At 66.6% G+C, this 19,526-nt stretch carries 15 protein-coding genes, 1 pseudogene and 1 riboswitch; of the genes and pseudogenes, 9 read left to right on the top strand and 7 right to left on the bottom strand.

Annotation, left to right across the window (positions count from 1 at the left end; translation table 11 throughout):
* Positions 1-347 (top strand): annotated as a pseudogene (locus ACGLHR_RS43570) (group II intron reverse transcriptase/maturase); the annotation flags it as partial.
* Positions 348-355: 8 nt separating this feature from the next.
* On the opposite strand, the gene ACGLHR_RS43575 reads toward ACGLHR_RS43570, so the two are convergent.
* The 4 genes from ACGLHR_RS43575 to ACGLHR_RS43590 form a co-directional block, all read right to left on the bottom strand.
* Positions 356-1,303: a hypothetical protein gene (locus ACGLHR_RS43575; protein ID WP_400102083.1), complete on the bottom strand. Its 948-nt coding sequence runs from the start codon at positions 1,301-1,303 to the stop codon at positions 356-358.
* Between the two features lie 72 nt (positions 1,304-1,375).
* The gene (locus ACGLHR_RS43580) at positions 1,376-2,428 is read right to left on the bottom strand and encodes a recombinase family protein (RefSeq protein WP_400102084.1); all 1,053 of its coding nucleotides are present in this window, start codon (positions 2,426-2,428) and stop codon (positions 1,376-1,378) included.
* Between the two features lie 136 nt (positions 2,429-2,564).
* Positions 2,565-2,897: a DUF6788 family protein gene (locus tag ACGLHR_RS43585; RefSeq protein ID WP_318234240.1), complete on the bottom strand. Its 333-nt coding sequence runs from the start codon at positions 2,895-2,897 to the stop codon at positions 2,565-2,567.
* A 52-nt stretch (positions 2,898-2,949) separates the two neighbouring features.
* On the bottom strand, positions 2,950-3,237 hold the full coding sequence (locus ACGLHR_RS43590; protein WP_400102085.1) for a DUF5372 family protein: 288 nt from the start codon (positions 3,235-3,237) through the stop codon (positions 2,950-2,952).
* 17 nt (positions 3,238-3,254) lie between these two features.
* Here ACGLHR_RS43590 and ltrA point away from each other — a divergent pair, with 17 nt between their 5' ends.
* Both ltrA and ACGLHR_RS43600 read left to right on the top strand, forming a co-directional pair.
* Positions 3,255-4,304, top strand: a complete 1,050-nt coding sequence (gene ltrA, locus ACGLHR_RS43595) for a group II intron reverse transcriptase/maturase (RefSeq protein ID WP_400102086.1) — start codon at positions 3,255-3,257, stop codon at positions 4,302-4,304.
* 265 nt (positions 4,305-4,569) lie between these two features.
* Positions 4,570-5,511, top strand: a complete 942-nt coding sequence (locus ACGLHR_RS43600) for a Kdo hydroxylase family protein (protein WP_318234665.1) — start codon at positions 4,570-4,572, stop codon at positions 5,509-5,511.
* Between the two features lie 565 nt (positions 5,512-6,076).
* Here ACGLHR_RS43600 and ACGLHR_RS43605 read toward each other — a convergent pair.
* A complete protein-coding gene (locus ACGLHR_RS43605) occupies positions 6,077-7,498 on the bottom strand; it encodes a coniferyl aldehyde dehydrogenase (protein ID WP_400102087.1) in 1,422 nt (473 codons plus the stop codon).
* Positions 7,499-7,794: 296 nt separating this feature from the next.
* On the opposite strand from ACGLHR_RS43605, the gene ACGLHR_RS43610 reads away from it, so the two are divergent.
* Positions 7,795-9,474 (top strand): GMC family oxidoreductase N-terminal domain-containing protein, encoded by a 1,680-nt coding sequence (locus tag ACGLHR_RS43610; RefSeq protein WP_318234667.1) that lies wholly within the window; start codon positions 7,795-7,797, stop codon positions 9,472-9,474.
* A 29-nt stretch (positions 9,475-9,503) separates the two neighbouring features.
* Here ACGLHR_RS43610 and ACGLHR_RS43615 read toward each other — a convergent pair whose 3' ends face one another.
* Positions 9,504-11,048 (bottom strand): methyl-accepting chemotaxis protein, encoded by a 1,545-nt coding sequence (locus tag ACGLHR_RS43615; protein ID WP_400102088.1) that lies wholly within the window; start codon positions 11,046-11,048, stop codon positions 9,504-9,506.
* Positions 11,049-11,363: 315 nt separating this feature from the next.
* On the bottom strand, positions 11,364-13,025 hold the full coding sequence (locus ACGLHR_RS43620) for an acyl-CoA dehydrogenase family protein (RefSeq protein WP_400102089.1): 1,662 nt from the start codon (positions 13,023-13,025) through the stop codon (positions 11,364-11,366).
* 243 nt (positions 13,026-13,268) lie between these two features.
* Positions 13,269-13,370: riboswitch (TPP riboswitch) on the top strand.
* Between the two features lie 103 nt (positions 13,371-13,473).
* Between ACGLHR_RS43620 and thiC the strand changes: the two genes are divergently transcribed.
* The 5 genes from thiC (at position 13,474) to ACGLHR_RS43645 (ending at position 18,875) form a co-directional block, all read left to right on the top strand.
* Positions 13,474-15,360 (top strand): phosphomethylpyrimidine synthase ThiC, encoded by a 1,887-nt coding sequence (gene thiC / locus ACGLHR_RS43625; RefSeq protein WP_318234671.1) that lies wholly within the window; start codon positions 13,474-13,476, stop codon positions 15,358-15,360.
* A gap of 141 nt (positions 15,361-15,501) precedes the next feature.
* Positions 15,502-16,680, top strand: coding sequence for an FAD-dependent oxidoreductase (locus ACGLHR_RS43630; RefSeq protein ID WP_400102090.1), 1,179 nt, complete (start codon positions 15,502-15,504; stop codon positions 16,678-16,680).
* A gap of 12 nt (positions 16,681-16,692) precedes the next feature.
* Positions 16,693-16,890 (top strand): sulfur carrier protein ThiS, encoded by a 198-nt coding sequence (thiS, locus tag ACGLHR_RS43635; protein WP_174426081.1) that lies wholly within the window; start codon positions 16,693-16,695, stop codon positions 16,888-16,890.
* A 6-nt stretch (positions 16,891-16,896) separates the two neighbouring features.
* Positions 16,897-17,745, top strand: coding sequence for a thiazole synthase (locus ACGLHR_RS43640; RefSeq protein WP_400102091.1), 849 nt, complete (start codon positions 16,897-16,899; stop codon positions 17,743-17,745).
* A complete protein-coding gene (locus ACGLHR_RS43645; RefSeq protein WP_267605258.1) occupies positions 17,742-18,875 on the top strand; it encodes a thiamine phosphate synthase in 1,134 nt (377 codons plus the stop codon). The genes ACGLHR_RS43640 and ACGLHR_RS43645 overlap by 4 nt, the downstream gene beginning before the upstream one ends.
* Positions 18,876-19,526: the final 651 nt, after the last annotated feature.

The following is a 19,526-nucleotide window of genomic DNA, read 5'->3' on the forward strand; positions in this document are numbered from 1 at the left end:
CCACAGCGGAGGAAGGCGGGCGGAACCTGCCTGGGGCCGATGGGGGTGCGGAGGCTGGCACGGCGGCTGTCGGGCAAGCGAAAGCGCAGGCGCCATCGCTGATGGAGGCGGTGGTCGAGAAGGGCAACATGTGGCTGGCGTACCGGAAGGTGGTCAGCAACGGCGGCGCGGCCGGGGTGGATGCCCTGGCGGTGACGGCGTTGCGCGACTGGCTGAAGGTGCACTGGCCGAGCGTCAAGGTGGCGCTGTTGGCCGGCCAGTACATCCCGCAGGCGGTGCGCGCGGTGGACATCCCCAAGCCTGCGGGCGGGGTGAGGACACTGGGCATCCCGACGGTGATCTCATAATGCACCTCTCACAGTTGAATGTTGGAATGTTGCGGCTGAAGATGCCCTGAAGTGCGTATCCAGTTCCGCAGTTGCTGCTCCTTGGCGGGATCCAGGGTGATCCACCACGGGCCCCGCCCGTCGAGCTTACGGGCCTGGACCACCTGACGCTCGATCCAGTAATACACGACGTGCGCACTGACCTCCAGGCGATGGGCGAGCTGCTGTACGGTGATCTCGTCAGGCCGCTTGAAGCTGGTTGACGGAATTCCGTACTGGTAGCGGATCCATTTGACCATGGAGAGCGTGAAGGATCTGCCTAATGGGCTGCGCAAGCCCCCCTGATTAAGGGTCATGACGATTTGACGATCGGATAGATGCTGCGACAGTTCGCGCACCTGCTCGACGAGCACGGCTGGATAGCGCATCGCTTCGGCGGCCGGCTTTGGCAAGTTCACGGTGATGTCAGTACAGGCGCCGCCTTGCCAGCGGATGTGTAGGACGGCCTGTCTCATTGTAGGTAACTTCTCCACCGTGATGTCCCGGACGAGCAGTCGCAACATGCGCTTGCGCTCCTTCGCTGGAGTCGTCGGAGCGCGCCAGAGGCGCGGCAGATCGCCGGCCAGTGCGAGAACCCGAGCCTTCTGCTCGGGCGTGGCGACGCGCGCTTTCTGGTTCTGGAATTGATCGGCCTCAGTCTTGATCGATTCGAGGCGAAGCATCGCGTCGTTCCAGCGCCGCTCGAGGGTGCTCGCGACCAGACGGTTGGCGGGGTCGCATTCCTGATAGCGACGTTCGGCGAGCGCGACCTCGTACTCGGCGCGTTCGATGCGCATGTGCCATTGGCGCATGATGGCGTGATCGCGCTGCTCGAGTTCCTTCAGGGCGGTCAAGGCCAGTTCGAGCTCGGCCGGTTGCAGTGCCTTGAGCACTTCGGCGCCAATCGCGTTGTCGAGCAGGTCGCTGCGCACGCTCATGCAATCCTTGGTCGCTAAACCCTGGCGGCGCTGCGCGCTGCACAAGTACATTGGGTAGATGCCGCCGTTCCCCTAGTACCGTACTGTCAGCGCCCGACCACAGCAGCCACATAGCACCAGCCCCTGAAGCAGCGCTAATCCTTCACGCGCCGGACCACTGAGCACGGTGCCTTCACCGTTCGTCCGGTTGCGCGCCAAGCGTGCCTGGTTGCGCTCAAACTCCTCCGGAGTGATGTATCCCTCGTGATGTTTGGGTAGATGGACGCGCCAGTCCACCTTTGGCACCGGCTGCACGCGCTTATGGACTTCTCCTTCTGGCGTGATGCGCTGGCGGTACTGGTACCGTCCAAAGACATAGATGCCCGCATACGACGGATTCCTGATCAACCCAAGTACGCGTTCGTGCCTCAGACGACCCCAGATGAGTCGACCCGCCCAGGTACCGCCATAGGCGCGCTTGGGAAAGCGCAAGCCACCTTCGGCGAAGCGCTTGACGACCGCATAAGCGCTGCCGGTCTCCTGAAACAGATGAAACACGAGTTGCACAGCGCCGCGCACTTCATCATCGGGATCCAGAACAATGCGGCCGTCATCGTCGTAGCATAAGCCGACGGGCAGCGGAAAGCGCAACTCGCCTTTCTGCGCCTTGTTGAGCTTGCCGCCCTGGAGGCGCCCGCGCAAAAAGTGCAGTTCGGCCTGTGCCATCGTGCCTTTGAGGCCCAGCAGTAGGCCGTCGTTGAAGTCGCCCGGGTCGTAACACCCGTCGGCATCGATGACCAGCGTATGGGTAAGCGCGCACAGCTCGAGCAGGCGATGCCAGTCCAGGTTCGAGCGCGCCAGGCGCGAAACCTCCAGCGCAAACACCGCGCCCACTTGCCCCATCGAGACATCCGCTACTAGCGTCTTGAAGTCCTCGCGGCCCGTCATCTGCGCGCCTGACTGACCGAGGTCCCGGTCCAGGATCTGGATCGACGTTTGCGGCCAGCCCAGCGCCAGCGCCTTGTCCTTCAACGCATACTGGCGCTCGGTGCTCTCCTGATGGTGCCGCACCTGGGCCAGCGTCGACTGGCGGATATAGATGTACGCCGGCTTGCTGTGATGTTGCGGGGTGATCTTGGTGTTCATCGACGGCCTCCTCGGTCGGCTCCAGCGCGGACCCGGCGGTGAGCCAAGCCTCGAGCATGTTGGCGATGAGTACGCCGGCCAATTGCGGGTCGATGGAGTGGGTGAGCGACAGCGGCGCCTGGCTCACCGACGCCCCTTAGAGCGCCTCGCGGCGGCGTAATAGTTCGCGATTGATCTCGCAAATCTCTTCGATGATCTCGCGGACCCGGTGATAGTTCGCCAAGCGTTCGGTGACGTCGGCGTGATCGGCTTGTGGCACGTAGTCCATTTGCGGTCGCCGGCCGGGAAAACTCACCGACAGATAGTACTTGGGGCCATGACCGGGGCCGTCGGCGCACTTGCAGCCAGGTTTGCCGCAGCGCTTGTAGCGCTCGATGAGCGAGCCACGCAAGAGCGTCTCCAACGCCGGCATGTGCCGCAGCAACTGTGCGCGACGCTTGCGTAAGGTAGACGACGGAATATCTTCCATGAGCGGACCACGTTAAAAACTGGTCTGATAGTAGGTCAATGAGATGCATTGATCAAGCTCCTTTGGTTGATGACTTCTTGGAGGACGAAGCGGCAAGCTGGTCGATCAACGCGATCAGCTCCAGCAGCATGCCCAGATCGAAGCGAGACACAGGGACCTCGCAATCGTCTTCGACTGCAGGCGCGCCCCAGTCGGTCCATTCGCGGGCAATGCTGAAGCTGCCGCGTTCTACATGACCCAGGAGCAGTGTGTCGACGCCCGCCACCCGGCGCGTCTTCAGGACTGGAAAACGTTGGCCCCGGAGCGGATGAAACGGATGGCGGATCTCAGCCCATCCCAAATGCTCGTTGAGCGCTTGTGCAGTTCGCGCTGATCGTCCCGACGGTGGTGGACCGGCTGATCCAGCAGGCGCTGCTGCAAGTTCTCCAACCGATCTTTGAGCCGGGGTTCTCCGAGTCGAGCTACGGCTTCAGGCCGGGGCGCAGCGCTCAGCAGGCGGTCTTGCAGGCACAGCGGTATGTGCGGGAAGGCCGGCGCTGGGTGGTGGACATCGACCTGGAGAAGTTCTTTGACCGGGTCAACCACGATATCTTGATGTCGCGGGTGGCCCGGCAAGTGAAGGACGCCCGGGTGCTCAAGCTGATCCGGCGGTGTCTGGAAGCGGGGCTGATGCGTGGCGGGATGGTCGAGGCGAGGAGGCAAGGCACGCCGCAAGGCGGGCCGCTGTCGCCGCTGCTATCGAACATCCTGCTGACGGATTGGGACCGCGAGCTGGAAAGGCGGGGCCTCGCGTTCTGCCGTTACGCGGACGATTGCAATATCTACGTGCGCAGCAAGACGGCGGGGCAGCAGTTGTTGGCCGGTATGACAGCGTTCCTAGCGGAGCGGCTGAAACTGCGGGTCAACGAGGCCAAGAGCGCGTGTGCGCGGCCTTGGGCGCGCAAGTTCCTGGGCTACAGCCTGACAGCCCACCGTCAGGCACGGCTGCGTATTGCGCCGGAAAGCCTGAAAAGGCTGACTGAGCGGGTGCGGGAACTGGTGCGTCCGGGACGGGGCAGGAGCCTGGCCCACACGATAGCGGCGCTGAATCCGGTGCTGCGCGGGTGGATCGGATACTTCCAGTACACGGAAGCGAAAGGCGTGTTGGAGACGCTGGACGGGTGGGTGCGGCGGCGGTTGCGCTGCCTACTATGGCGGCAGGCCAAGAGCCGCGCTACCCGCACTGTGATGCTGCGTCGGCAGGGCTTACCGGAGGATCGCGCGTGGCACTCGGCCCGCAATGGGCAGGGCCCATGGTGGAATGCTGGAGCTCGTCACATGGGCGCGGCCTTCCCGAAGGGCTACTTCGACGCCATGGGGCTGATCTCGCTGCTGGATACTCAGCGGCGCTTGCAGTCTCGTTCATGAACCGCCGTATGCGGAACCGCACGTACGGTGGTGTGAGAGGGCTGAGGGGGTGACCCCTCACCCTACTCGATCCCCCGGGGTGGCGTTCCGGGCTTGCTGTCGCCTTGTCCTGGATCAACCGGGGGAGGGCGGGGCGTGGCGCGCCACGGCCGCGAGGGTAGAATCCCGGGATGGCAAAGCGGCCCGGCGAGTGGCGTTTTGTTATCCTGGCGCGGCGCGCGCATGCGCGCTCAAGACCGCCGGAGCCCGCATACCGAGGATGCCCATGTCACTTGATTCGACCCTTACAACTTCCACGCCCGGCCCGGCCACTGCGCCCGCGTTCAACCTGATCCGGCCACAGCCCTATACCGAGTGGGCCCCGCAGGTCGATGCCGATACCAAGGCCGGGCTGCGCCGCGAGCTGGAGCAGGGCGCCGTGCTGTTCTTCCCGCAGTTGCGCTTCCGGTTCGAGCCTGGCGAAGAGCGCTTCCTGGATAGCCGCTGGTCGGATGGCAAGTCAAAGAACATCAACCTGCGCGCCAACGACCAGGCCGTGCGCGGCGCGACGGGCGGCGAACAGGACCTGCAGGACCTGTACCAGCTGATTCGCCGCTATGCCGAGTACAGCGAGAAGCTGGTGCTCAGCCTGTTCCCGGAATATGGCCCGCATATGGTGCGCGCCGGCACCTCACTGCGCCCGAGCGAGATCGCCGGGCGGCCGGTGAGCTGGCGCAAGGACGACACGCGCCTGCATGTGGACTCCTTCCCGTCCAACCCCATGCTGGGCCAGCGGCTGCTGCGCGTGTTCCACAACATTGACCCGCAGGCGCCGCGCGTGTGGCGGGTGGGTGAGCCATTTGGCGATTTCGCCAAGCGTTTTGTGCCGAAGACCAAGGGCATGTGGCCGGGTCAGGCGCGGGTGATGGAGATGCTGCATATCACCAAGCGCCGGCGCTCCGAGTACGACCATCGGATGCTGCAACTGCATGATCTGGCCAAGGCCGACCTGGAGTATCAGGCCAATGTGCCGCAGCAGGAATTTCATTTCCCGCCGGGCTCGACGTGGATCGTGTTCAGCGACCAGGTGCTGCATGCAGCTATGCGAGGGCGGGCCATGATGGAGCAGACTTATTACCTGTCGCCGAAAGCGATCTCGGACCATACGCATTCGCCGGAGGCGGTGCTGGCGCGGATGCTGGGGCGGCCGATGGTGGTGGGGTCTTAACTTCAAAGGCTTAAAGTCAAAGGCAGTTTCACCTCCCCTGCGGGGAGGCGACCTACTTTCTTGTCTCGCCAAGAAAGTAGGCAAAGAAGGCGACCCGGATGGGGCGAAAGACTCCTCGTCGGCAAGCCAAAAGAGCGGCCGGGACCCAAACTCACATCGCCTTAGGGCGATGCTCAGACATGGGTCCCTCTTTTCCGCTCTTTTGGCTTGCCGACGAGGCGCCGCATAACGGGAGATTCAAACCTTGACGGCTCGCTTCGCATCGCGCGTGGGTGTTTCCCGCCCCTTCGGGCGGGAAACACGGCTACCACAGTTGGTTGATCTTGCCGCTGGTTTGCTCCCCTCTCCCACTTGTGGGAGAGGGGCCGGGGGAGAGGGCGGGCGCTTCAAATGCCACCTGCGCGCCGGAAAAAACCGAAGGCTTCGCTTCAAGTGGCTCCTAGCCAAACCGCCCCTCTCCCCAGCCCTCTCCCCATGAGGGGAGAGGGAGCGACAGCTGTCGTCATGGCGCGCGGCTTTGGCCCGTTCGGCGGCTTCGTTCCACGCCGCAGGTTTTCCTTGTCATTCAGCGCATCAGCAACTTGATCATCGTTTCAAAGCGTTTCCCATAAGGCGGCTTCAGCAGCCCGGCGCCATTGATGCCGGACTGGCGGAAGATCGGCTTGAGCTTGGAGAAGGTCTCAAAGCCAGCCTGGCCGTGATACGCGCCCATGCCGCTGGGCCCCACCCCGCCAAAGGGGAGGTTTTCCTGGGCAATGTGCAGCAGCGTTTCGTTGATGCTGACGCCGCCCGCCACGGTCTGCGCCATCACGTGGTCGATCGTGCGGCGGTCTTTCTCGAACAGGTAGAGCGCCAGCGGGCGTGGGCGGGCGTTGATGTAGTCGATGGCCTCTTCCAGCGTGCGGTAGGTCACCAGCGGCAGCACCGGGCCGAAGATCTCTTCGCGCATCACGGTGGCGTCGGCGGGCACGTCCAGCAGCAGGACCGGGGCCAGCCGGCGGCGCTCCGGGTCCGAGGGCACTTGTGACAGCGGCACCACGCGCGCGCCGGCGCGGGCTGCGTCGCCAACCAGGCTGTCGAGCCGGGCGAAGTGCCGGGGGCTGATGATGGTGGTGTAATCGGGGTTGCCGGCATGGCCGGGGTGGCCCGGCGGGTCGGGGTAGAGCCGGGCGGCGCAGGCGCGTGCGGCTTCGACGAAGGGCTCGCGCAGCGCTTCGGGCAGCAGCACATAGTCCGGCGCGATGCAAGTCTGGCCGGCGTTGAGCAGCTTGCCCACCAGGATGCGTTCGACCGCGCGCTCCAGGTCCGCGCCGGGGCCGACGATGGCCGGCGACTTGCCGCCCAACTCCAGCGTGACCGGCGTGAGATTGGCCGCCGCCGCGCGCATCACATGGTGGCCGACCTGGGTTGACCCGGTAAACAGCAGGTGATCGAAGGGCAGGGCTGAAAAGGCGCTCGCCACTTGCGCGTCGCCATTGACCACCGTGACTTCGTCGGCGGCGAAGGCCTGCTGCGCCAGGTGCGCGAACAGCGCGGCGAAGCGCGGGGTGTACTCGGAGAGCTTGACCATGGCGCGGTTGCCCGCGACCAGCGCGCCCGCCAGCGGGCCCACGGTCAGGTAGAGCGGGTAGTTCCACGGCACCACGATGCCGATCACGCCCAGCGGCTGCGGCATCAGCCGCGACGTGGCGGGCTTGAACCACAGCCCGGTGCGAACCCGCCGCACCCGCATCCAGCGCTTGCCGTGACGCAGTGCATCGTCGATCCCGGCCACGCTGGGAAAGGCTTCGAGCAACGCGGTTTCCTGGCGCGGGCGGTTGCCGAAGTCGGCGCTGATGGCTTGCGAGATCTCGTCCATGTGCTCGGTCACCAGCGTGCGCAGGCGCCGCAGCCGGTCGGCGCGCACTTCCCAGGCCGGAGCCTGGTCGCGCCGCGAGGCGGCGCGCATGGCGTCGAATACGGATGACATCTCGGGCACTTCTCTCATGTCGCGCTCTCCTTGGGGTCGTGCGCTGCCCTTGGCGCGCGCGGCGTCTAGATCCTCGCACCATATGCCATGCGGCTGCGGCTGACAATGGAGGCCGGCCACTAGCCGCGTGCTTCAAACAACCGTATTCAACGCCCCTTCCATCGTCCTTTCCAGTGCCCCGGCAAAGCCCTACACTGATTTCGCGGCATGCACTCGGCGTGCCAGCCAGACCGGGTTGGCCGGCCATGCGCGGCCCGCCCCGAAGCGTTCGGCGCGACCCCGGCACACTGACCTCGGACCAGGCGGGGAGACGGATGGAAACCACCTTTGACTATCTCGTCGTTGGCGGCGGTTCGGCGGGGTGTGCCCTGGCCGGGCGGCTGGCCGACAGCGGCAGCGACAGCGTGGCGGTGCTCGAGACCGGCGGCCACGATCACCATGTGCTGGTGTCGACGCCGGCGGGCTGCGCGGTAATGCTACCGCGCGCTGGCAGCCATAATTACGGCTACCGCACCGTGCCGCAGCCCGGGCTGAACGGGCGCCGCGGCTACCAGCCGAGCGGGCGCGGCCTGGGGGGCAGTTCCTCGCTCAATGCCATGATCTATACGCGGGGCACGCCGGCCGACTACGACCGCTGGGCCTCGGCCGGCTGCGACGGCTGGGCCTGGGACGATGTGCTGCCCTATTTCCGCCGGGCCGAATGCAACGAGCGCGTGGCCGGGCGCGATGACGATCCCTTGCACGGCGGCAGCGGCCCGCTTCATGTGTCGGACCTGCGCACGCCCAATCCCTTTGGCCAGCGCTTTATCGAGGCGGCCCAGCAGGCCGGCTATCGCCGCAACGACGACTTCAACGGCGTGGACCAGGAGGGCGCTGGCTGGTACCAGGTGACCCAGCATGGCGGCGAGCGCTGGAACGCCGCGCGCGCCTACCTGCACCGAGGCGACGCCGCCGACCGCGCCAGCAACGGCGGGCGCGACAACCTGCATGTGATGACGGGCGCGCAGGTGCTGCGCGTCGAGTTCGAGGGCCGCCACGCGGTGGGCGTGACGGTGCGGCTGGATGGCCGCGAGACCCTGTTGCGGGCACGCCGCGAGGTGATCGTGTCGGCCGGCGCGTTCGGTTCGCCGCAACTGCTGATGGTGTCGGGCGTCGGACCTGCCTCGCATCTGCGCGAGCTAGGCATTCCCCTGGTGCACGACCTGCCGGGCGTCGGCGCTAATCTGCAGGACCATCTGGACATCATCGTGCATAAGCGCGTGGCGGCGTCCGAGCTGTTCGGCGTGTCTGTTGGCGGCGCGTTTCGCCTGCTGGCCGAGATCCTGCGCTACCGGCGCGAGCGCACCGGCATGCTGACTTCCAACTTTGCCGAGGCCGGCGCCTTCCTGAAAAGCCACGCCGGGCTGGACGAGCCGGACCTGCAGCTGCATTTCGTGGTCGGCATGGCCGATGACCATATGCGCCGCATCCGCCTGGGCCATGGCTACTCCTGCCACGTTTGCGTGCTGCGCCCGAAAAGCCGGGGCGAGGTACGGCTGGCTTCGCCCGATATCCGCGAGGCGCCGGTGATCGACCCGTGCTTCCTGTCGGACCCGCGGGATCTCGACGGCCTGGTGGCCGGCGTGCGGATCGTGCGCCGCATCCTGGCCCAGCCGCAACTGGCGGCGTTCGGCGGCAAGGAGCTGTATTCGGCGCACTTGCCGGCCGATGGCGGCGACGACAGCGCGATCCGCGCCATGATCCGCGCCCATGCCGACACCATCTACCATCCCGTCGGGACGTGCCGCATGGGCATGGACGAATATGCGGTGGTCGACCCGCAGCTGCGCGTGCGGGGCGTGGAAGGCTTGCGCGTGGTGGATGCGTCGATCATGCCGACGCTGATTGGGGGCAATACCAATGCGCCGGCCATCATGATCGGCGAGCGCGCGCATGACCTGATCCGGCACGGTCCTCGGGTGGTATTGCGGATGGCGGAGATATTGGCGGTGTAAGGGGCGGGGATCCGCCCTCACACCCGTGCTCAGGTTGTCGCCAGGCGGAAGGTCGATACCGTATCGCGCAGCTTGCCGGCCTGGTCATCCAGCGACTGCGCGGCGGCTGCCGCTTCTTCCACCAGCGCGGCATTCTGCTGGGTGACCTCGTCCATCTGGCCCACGGCCTGGTTGACCTGCTCGATGCCCGCGCTCTGCTCATCGGAGGCCGCGGCGATCTCGGCGATGATGTCCGACACGCGCTTCACTGCATTCTGGACTTCGCTCATCGTCTTGCCGGCATCCTCGGCCTGCGCCGAGCCGGTGCGCACGGTGTTGACCGAGCTGTCGATCAGGTCCTTGATTTCCTTGGCGGCGCTGGAAGAGCGCTGCGCCAGGCTGCGCACCTCGCCCGCCACCACCGCGAAGCCCCGGCCTTGCTCGCCGGCGCGCGCGGCTTCCACCGCGGCATTGAGCGCCAGGATGTTGGTCTGGAAGGCGATGCCCTCGATCAGGCTGGTGATCTCCGCGATGCGGTTGGAACTGGTGCTGATCGCGCCCATGGTTTGCACCATCTGCTGCACGGCGGTGCTGCCGTGCTCGGCCACGCTGGCGGCGTTGCCGGCCAGGCCGCTCGCCTGGCGCGCGTTGTCGGCGTTCTGGCGCACGGTGGTGGTCAGCTCTTCCATGCTTGATGCGCTCTGCTCCAGCGAGGCAGCCTGCTGCTCGGTCCGCGCCGACAGATCGGTATTGCCCGCGGCGATCTGGCGTGCCGCCACGCCGACGGATTCCGTCGAATGGCGCACTTCGCGCAGCGCCACCGCCACGCGTTCCAGCAGGCGGTTGAAGGCGGCCGCGGTACGGCCAATCTCGTCCATGCGTCCGACCGGCGCGCGGCGTTCGAGGTCAAGCGACTCGCTGACGTATTCCAGGGTGTGCTCGATCTCGGCCAGGCTGCCGCGGATACGGCGGTACAGGGTGGCGGCGAGGAAACCGGTCACCAGCACCGCCATGGCGATGATCGCCGAGAACGCCGTTACCGCCGTGTGGTATTGCGCGCGGTTGCTCGTCACGGCATGGTCGCCGAGGTCGCCGTTATACGTAATGTGATCGTCGATCGCTTTGCGCAAGGCAATCGACGCATCGTTCAGCTCGCCGCTCACCAGCATGTCCCGGACTGCGCCGAAGTCGTTGGCGCGCGATTTCTCCAGCATGGCGGCACGCCCTTCGCGGTAGCGCTTGAGCGCGGCGCGGTCGGCGTCGAGCATCTTGCGATCGGTATCGTCGCTGATGTCGTCGCGCTCGTACTTGGCGGCCGTGGCGTCGAACTTCTCGTCAGCGCGAGCCAGCGCCGCTTCGGCCTCGCTCTTGGCCTTGGCATCATCGCTCATGGCGTGCTGGTAGAGCGCGATGCGCATGGCGTTGACGTTGTCCTTGAGGCTGCCAAGGGTGCGCACGCTGCCCAGGGTGTTGTTGTTGAAGTACTCGAAGCGCTGCTCCGACTGGCTGAGCTGCCAGATGCCGCCAAGGCCGACCACGAGCAAGGCGAGTAAGGCTAGGGATAAGGAAAGCAGCAGGCGTTGGCTGATGTTCATGTCGGGATGTCGGCACCCCGCATGGCAGGGCGCTCCGCTGATGAGTAAAGGGGATGAAAGGGGATTAATGGGCACCTATGTATTAAATGTATGCCCTTAGTGTCATAGGGTTTACGGCAGGTCTTGTCCCACTTGTAGCGGACGAGGCAAATTAATATGTGGAGGGGTGTGGCGAGCCTTGGGGGGAGGCCCAGCACCAGGCGTGAGCGCCGCCACGAGCAGACGCGATGCCACCACGCGCCGGCATGCCGGCGCGTTGCCGTGCTATCTGGCAGGGGCCGCCAGTGGTCCAGGCGCTTTGACGCGCCGGTGGCGTCAGGCCGGCCAGGCGCGCGCCACCACGCTTGCCAGTGCGGCGTCATCGCCCTCCAGCGTGCCGAACACGCGGCCGTGCTGGCGTCCCAGCCGGCTGGCGGCGAAGCGCTCGGCATCGTCAGCATCGGCGTGGGCGAGCATCAGCGCCGCCTGCGCGGTCAGCACCAGGCCCTGGGCAAAGCGCCGCGCGCCGGCTTCCAGGTGATCCGGCGCGTCGCGCAGCATCGCCTGCAGCGAGGCGAGTTCGGCCCGCACCGCCGGATGGCCGCCGGCGCGCCGGGCGAGGTCCTGCAACAACCGGGCGGCGTCCTCGGGGTTGCGCTGGAGCGCGCGCAGCACGTCCAGGCACATGATGTTGCCGGAGCCCTCCCAGATCGAGTTGACCGGCGCCTCGCGGTACAGCCGCGCCATCGGGCCCTCCTCGACGTAGCCATTGCCGCCCCACACCTCCATGGCTTCGCCGGTGACCTCGATGGCGCGCTTGCAGATCCAGAACTTGGCCGCCGGCGTGACGATGCGCTTCCACGCGGCGGCCAGCGGATCGGCGTCGGCCCGCTCGAAAGCGTGCGCCAGCTCCATCATGAGCAGGGTGGCGGCCTGGCTTTCCAGCGCCAGGTCGGCCAGCACATTGCGCATCAGCGGCTGGTCCGCCAGCAGGCGGCCGAAGGCCATGCGGTGCCGCGCGTGGTGGATGGCCTGCACCAGCGCCGCGCGAATGATGGCGGCGCTGCCGATCACGCAGTCCAGCCGGGTATAGGTGGCCATTTCGATGATGGTCGGGATGCCGCGGCCTTCCTCGCCGATCAGGATGCCAGTGGCCTCAAGGAATTCCACTTCGCTGCTGGCGTTGGAGCGGTTGCCCAGCTTGTCCTTGAGGCGCTGGATCTGCACCGGGTTCTTGCTGCCGTCGTCGCGAAAACGCGGCACGAAGAAGCAGGACAGTGGCCCGTCCTCGGCGCCCATGCGCGCCACCACCAGGTGGGCATCGCACATCGGCGCGGAGAAGAACCACTTGTGGCCGGTGAGCGCATACTCGGCGCCGCGGCCCTCGCCGCGCATGGGGCGTGCGACGGTGGTGTTGCTGCGCACATCGGAGCCGCCCTGCTTTTCCGTCATGCCCATGCCGATCATCACGGCGTGCTTGTCGCGCCAGGGCAGGTCGCGCGGATCGTGCTCGGTGGCGAACAGCTTCGGCCCCAGTTCCGCGAACAGCGACGCTTCCTTCTGCAGCACCGGGATGCTGGCGAAGGTCATGGTGGGCGGGCACAAGGATCCGGACTCGGCCTGCGCCTGCAGGAAGTAGCCCGCCGCGCGCGCCACCCACGCGCCGTCGCGGGGCTGCGCGAACGGCAGCGCCTGCAACTGCTGGCTGCGCAGCAAGGCCAGCAACGCATGCCATGCGGGCGGAAATTCCACTTCGTCGATGCGCTCGCCGGTGCGGCTATGCGTATGCAGTTCCGGCGAGTGGCGATTGGCCTCGGCCGCCCACTGCTGCACATCGGGTTTGCCCAGGCGGGCGCCGAAGACCTCCAGCGCACCGGCGTGCCAACCGCCGCCAAGCCGTTCCAGCGCGGCCCGCAACGCGGGATCGCCGGTGAACAGGTTGTAGTCGGTCAGGTCCGGGACCTGGTTGAACACGCGGTGGGTGGCGGCTTCGGTCATGAGGTCTCCTGTGCAGTCTTCTGCGAGCGTTGCGCATGGGCATGTCTGATTGCATGGTAGAGCAAGCGGCGGGCTATGTGCTGGGGCGGCAAGCCCCGCAAAGGGGCTTGCTCGGAGTGCCGGGGCCAGCGCTTGACCGTCGTCCTGCACTGCAACAAGGGGATAAGCCCACTGAAACGCACGACACTCCAGATTGAAACAGGGGTGGTCAAGCTCCAAGCCTTGTGCTTAAATTCACCCCGTTGGATGAAACAGGGGTGCCGTACGGATGGGCCGTGCGGCTGAGAGAGTCCCTTCGAACCCGATCCGGCTAGTACCGGCGTGGGAAGTTTCATGGTTACCGAACAGCTCCTGCCTTCTCCAAGGCACATGACCCGGCCACACCGCCGCGGCCATGCTCACAGGGCTCCTGGTTTCGTCCATCCCCGCAAGAGAGAGGACGACACCCATGGCCCGCACAAATTCCGCCCCCGCCGCATCTTTCGAGTCGCTTGAAACCGATCTCGACAAAAAGTTCGCCTATCCGGCATCCAGCAAGACCTACCTGACCGGCAGCCGCCCCGATATCCGCGTACCGCTGCGCACGATCCTGCAGACGTCCACGCGCACGGACAAGGGCGAGATGTCCAATCCGCCGATTCCGGTGTACGACACCTCGGGCCCGTACAGCGATCCGGACATCCATATCGACCTGAAGTCGGGCCTGCCGTCGGTTCGCGGCAAGTGGATCGAAGAGCGCGGCGACACCGAAGTGCTGCCCGGCCTGTCGTCGGAATATGGCCTGGCGCGCGCCGCCGATCCGGCCACCGCCCACCTGCGCTTTGCCCAGCTGACCAACCCGCGCCGCGCCAAGGCCGGCGCCAATGTGTCGCAGATGCACTATGCGCGCCGCGGCATCATCACGCCCGAGATGGAATACGTGGCGCTGCGCGAGTCGCTGAACCTGCAGGCGCTGTACGACAAGCCCGAATACAAGGCGCTGCTGCGCCAGCACCCCGGCAATGCGTTGGGTGCGTCGCTGCCGCTGCGTCCGGAAGACATGACGCCGGAATTCGTGCGCCGCGAAATCGCCTCCGGCCGCGCGATCATTCCCGCCAACATCAACCACACCGAGCTGGAGCCGATGGCGATCGGGCGCAATTTCCGCGTCAAGATCAACGGCAACCTGGGCAACTCTGCCGTGACGTCGTCGCTGGCCGAGGAAGTGGAAAAGATGGTGTGGTCGATCCGCTGGGGCGCCGACACCATCATGGACCTGTCCACCGGCAAGCACATCCACGAAACCCGTGAATGGATCCTGCGCAACTCACCGGTGCCCATCGGCACGGTGCCCATCTACCAGGCCCTGGACAAGACCGGCGGCGTCGCCGAGGACCTGACCTGGGAAATGTTCCGCGACACGCTCGTCGAGCAGGCCGAGCAGGGCGTGGACTACTTCACCATCCACGCCGGCGTGCTGCTGCGCTATGTGCCGATGACCGCGGACCGCGTCACCGGCATCGTCTCGCGCGGTGGCTCGATCATGGCCAAGTGGTGCCTGGCGCATCACAAGGAAAACTTCCTGTACACGCACTTCGACGAGATCTGCGAAATCATGAAGGCGTACGACGTGTCGTTCAGCCTCGGCGATGGCCTGCGTCCCGGCTGTATCGCGGACTCCAACGACGACGCCCAGTTTGGTGAGCTGCGCACGCTCGGCGAGCTGACCGACAAGGCCTGGAAGCACGATGTGCAGGTCATGATCGAAGGCCCGGGCCACGTGCCGCTGCAACGCATCCAGGCCAATATGGATGAAGAGCTCAAGCACTGCTTTGAGGCCCCGTTCTACACGCTCGGACCGCTGGTGACCGACATCGCCCCTGGCTACGACCACATCACCAGCGGCATCGGCGCGGCCAACATCGGCTGGATGGGCACGGCCATGCTGTGCTACGTCACGCCGAAGGAACACCTGGGCCTGCCGGACAAGGAAGACGTGCGCGAAGGCATCATCACCTACAAGATCGCTGCCCACGCAGCCGACCTTGCCAAGGGCTGGCCCGGCGCGCAGCTGCGCGACAACGCGTTGTCCAAGGCGCGCTTCGAGTTCCGCTGGGAAGACCAGTTCAACCTCGGCCTGGACCCGGAACGCGCGCGTTCGTACCACGACGCCACGCTGCCGGCCGAAGGCGCCAAGATCGCGCATTTCTGCTCGATGTGCGGTCCCAAGTTCTGCTCGATGAAGATCACGCAGGAAGTGCGCGACTACGCCGCCTCGCTCAAGCCCGAAGCCGAGCAAGGCATGCAGGAAAAGTCGATCGAGTTCGTCAAGAGCGGCAGCAAGATCTACTCGTAAGGCGTAGGACCATGGTGCGGCGCATGCCCGTGCAGCGCCGCACGCGAAGTACCGTGCCCCTTCCCCGAAGGGGCGCGCCATGACTTATAGGAGGCCGGTGCTCGCCGCGCCGTCGCGGCGAGCATCGGCACAACCATCCCCATGACAGTGCAGTCGTTTGATGTGGCCGTGCTCGGCGCCGGCCTGGCCGGGCGCCTATCCGCCTGGCAACTGGTGCGTGCCGGCCTGCGCGTGGCGCTGGTCGAGCGCGGCGGCCCCGACGGCGTTGGCTCGGCCGCGCATGTCGCCGCGGCGATGCTGGCGCCCCTGGCGGAATCCGCCATTGCCGAGCGCCGCATCGTCGAGCTCGGCACCGCCAGCGTCGACCTCTGGCGCGCCTGGGTCGCCGAAATGCCGGAGCCCGTGTTCTTCCAGGAAGACGGCACGCTGGTGGTATGGCATACCCGCGACCGCAGCGAGATGTCGCTGTTCACCAGCCGGGTGCGCGCCGTGGCGCCGCCCGAACTGGTGGCCGAGCGCATGCGCGCGCTGGACGGCAATGGCGTGGCCGCGCTCGAGCCCGCGCTCGCGGGCCGCTTCTCCCAGGGGCTGCTGCTGGCCGGCGAAGGCCAGCTCGACAACCGCGGCACGCTGCGCGCATTGCTGGCCTGCGCGGTTGCCAGCGGCCTGCATTGCGTCTGGGAAGCCGGTGAAATCGAAAGCGGCGACCTGCCGGAGCTTGGCATCCGCGCACGCGTGGTGCTGGATTGCCGCGGCCTGGGCGCCCGCGCCGCGTGGCCGGGACAGCCCGCCGCGCACGGCAGCATGCCGGGATTGCGCGGCTTGCGCGGAGAAGTCGTGCGTGTGCATGCGCCGGAGGTCAAGCTGCATCGCCCGGTGCGCCTGCTGCACCCGCGTTACCCGATCTATATCGCGCCCAAGCCCAATGACCTCTATGTGATCGGCGCCACCGAACTCGAGAGCGAAGACGATTCGCCGATGAGCGTGCGCTCCGCGCTGGAGCTGCTTTCCGCGGCGTACTCGCTGCACCCCGCCTTTGGCGAGGCGCGCGTGCTTGAACTCAATGTGCAGCGCCGCCCGACGCGGCCGGACCACCTGCCGGCCATCCGGGTCGACCAGCATGCCCGCATCGTGCGGCTCAATGGCCTGTACCGGCACGGCTTCCTGATCGCCCCGGCGGTCACCGAGGCCGCCTGCCAGGTGGTGCGGGCCCTGCTCGACGACGATCCTGCCGCGCATGCCGTGCCCGCTTCGGTGCGCTGGCCAGGCATGATCGCGGCTGTGCTCGATACCGTCGCCGGCTCTCCGGTGCTGCACTGAACGACAATGACCATGGATATCCTGCTCAACGGCCGCCCGCTCGCCCTTGCCGATAACGCCACACTGGCCGACGCAGTCGCGGGCGCGGGCGTCGCGCCGCCCTTTGCCGCCGCGCTCAACGGCCAGTTCGTGCCACGCGCCGCGCATGCGGCCACCGTGCTCGCCGCCGGCGATCGTATCGACCTCGTGCAACCCGTGACGGGAGGCTGACCCCAAATGACCTTCAATACCGCTGAACCCCGCCGCGACCTGTTCGCCGACCCCTTCGTGCTCTATGGCGAGTCGTTCGCCTCGCGCCTGTTGCTGGGTACCGCGCGCTATCCGTCTCCCGCCACGCTCCAGGCCGCGGTGGAAGTGGCCCGGCCCGCCATGCTGACGGTGGCGCTGCGCCGCCAGGGCTCGGTCGGCGATGGCGAGGGCGGCCAGGCTTTCTGGCAGATGCTGCGCTCGCTGAACGTGCCGGTGCTGCCCAATACTGCCGGCTGCATGGCGTCGCAGGAAGCCATCACCACCGCCATGATGGCGCGCGAAGTGTTCGAGACCGACTGGATCAAGCTTGAGCTGGTGGGCGACGATTACACGCTGCAGCCCGATACGCTCAACCTGCCCGCCGTGGCCGAGACGCTGATCAAGGAAGGCTTCAAGGTGCTGCCGTACTGCACCGAGGACCTCGTGCTGTGCCGCCGCCTGCTGGACGTGGGCTGCCAGGCGCTGATGCCCTGGGCCGCGCCGATCGGCACCGGCAAGGGCGCCGTCAACCCGCACGCCATGCGCCTGTTGCGCGAACGCCTGCCGGATACCCCGCTGATCGTCGACGCCGGCCTCGGCCTGCCGTCGCACGCAGCCCAGGTGCTGGAGTGGGGCTACGATGGCGTGCTGCTGAACACCGCCGTGGCGCAGGCCGCCTATCCGGTCAACATGGCACGCGCCTTCGCGCTGGCGGTGGACGCGGGCCGCACCGCTTACCTGGCCGGCCCCATGCCGGAGCGCGATATCGCGCAGGCCAGCACGCCGGTGGTGGGCATGCCATTCTGGCACGCCGAAAGCGCGGAGGACCGCGCATGACCCGCAATCTTCTCCCGGCCGGCATCGACGCCGCGCTGCGCGACACGCTGCTGGCACGCTATGGCGCCACCTTCGGCACCAGCGACAAGGCCTGGCGCGCGTGGGCGCGCGGCGATGCGCCCGCAGCGCTTGGCGATGCCGACGTGGTGCTGTTCGACGGCGAAGCCGACGAGGCCACGCTCGCACGCATTGCCGCCGCCGGCGCCATCGCCATCGAGAGCGACCGCGAAGGCGGGCAGTGGAGCGACACCGTGCGCTCGCCGATGGGCACCTGGGTCTTCAGCGCGCATGCCGACGACGACACCGCGCATTCGCCGGCCTTCGTCGCCGTGCTGCTCGCTTGCCTGGCGCTGCATTTCCCTGCGCACGACGCGCTCTGCCTGGCGCGCGCCTGGCAGCCGGGCTCGCTCGACTGGCCGGTGGGCTTCGCGCGCTTCCCGCAGGTGCGCCACGCCGCCCTGGTAGCGCCGGAGTTGCGTGCGGAGCCGTTTGCGCCATGCCCGCCACTGGGTTTGTACGCGGTGGTGCCCAGCGCTGAATGGATCGAACGGCTGGTGCCGCTGGCGGTGCCCACCGTGCAGCTGCGCTTCAAGTCCGACGATGCGCAGGCCGTGCGCAGCGAGATCGAGCGCGCCGCCAGGGCCGCGCGCGGCAGCGCCTCGCGCCTGTTCATCAACGACCACTGGCGTGCCGCCATCGACTACCACGCCAGCCAGGGTGGCGACAGTGGCATCTACGGCATCCACCTCGGCCAGGAAGACCTCGACGAAGCCGACCTCGACGCGCTGCGCGCCTCCGGGCTGCGCCTTGGCGTATCCACGCACGGCTATGCCGAGATGCTGCGCGTGGCCACCATCGGGCCGAGCTACCTGGCGCTGGGTGCGATCTTCCCGACCACCACCAAGGTCATGCCGACCGCGCCGCAGGGTTTGGGCCGCTTCCATGCCTACGTCAAGCTGATGCAGCCGGTGGTGCCCTCGCTGGTGGGCATCGGCGGTGTCGATGCGGCGCGGCTGCCGGAGGTGCTGGCTGTCGGCGTTGGCAGCGCCGCCGTGGTGCGGGCCATTACCGAGGCGGCCGATGTGCCGGCTGCGGTGGCGAATCTGGTGGGGATGTTTCCGGCGGCTTGATGTGCGTTGGGTGTGGCGTTGGCGCTCGAACGTCAAAAGGTCAAAAGCTGAAAGTCAAAGGCAGTTTCACCTCCCCTGCGGGGAGGCGACCTACTTTCTTGTCTCGCTCGCGGCGTGTGTCAAGGTAATTGTCGGTGTGCCAAGAAGGAAAGCGACAGTACGTCGTCGTACATGCTGTATCTGTGATGAGGGTAGGCCCCTCGGTTTCGCCGATCAGGCGGTGATACCAAACCACCCTGAGCTGCAGCCGTTAAGAGCGGTTGTGGTGAGCGTCAAGGGAAAAGGCGGGATGAATCTCGTCAGGTAGGCAAGGAGGAGGCGAACGCAAGTGAACCATCGAAGAAGTGTCGAGAATTGCAATGATGTCAAAACCGAGGGCTCGACAACACCTCGGGATAAGTCAGACGGCAACCTGGAGGTGGGTCTGACGGCATCCGGCATAGAGATGGCGCGACCTTCCTGCAGGCATGGATACGGAACTTGGGAACCTGTCGTCTCGATGCTAAGGGAGAAACTCAAGCGGAGAACCCGTGAGAGTCAGAGTACCAATGCGAGGCACAGGGGCGGAGTCATGCGTAGTGTGCGCTGAGCAGCGCGTTGTTCAGGAGGGTTGAAGTCCCTCTGGCGCCCGGATGAGGGGTGCCATATCCG

Source organism: Cupriavidus sp. CuC1, assembly GCF_044627735.1.
In the GTDB taxonomy this organism is placed as follows: Bacteria; Pseudomonadota; Gammaproteobacteria; order Burkholderiales; family Burkholderiaceae; genus Cupriavidus; species Cupriavidus ulmosensis.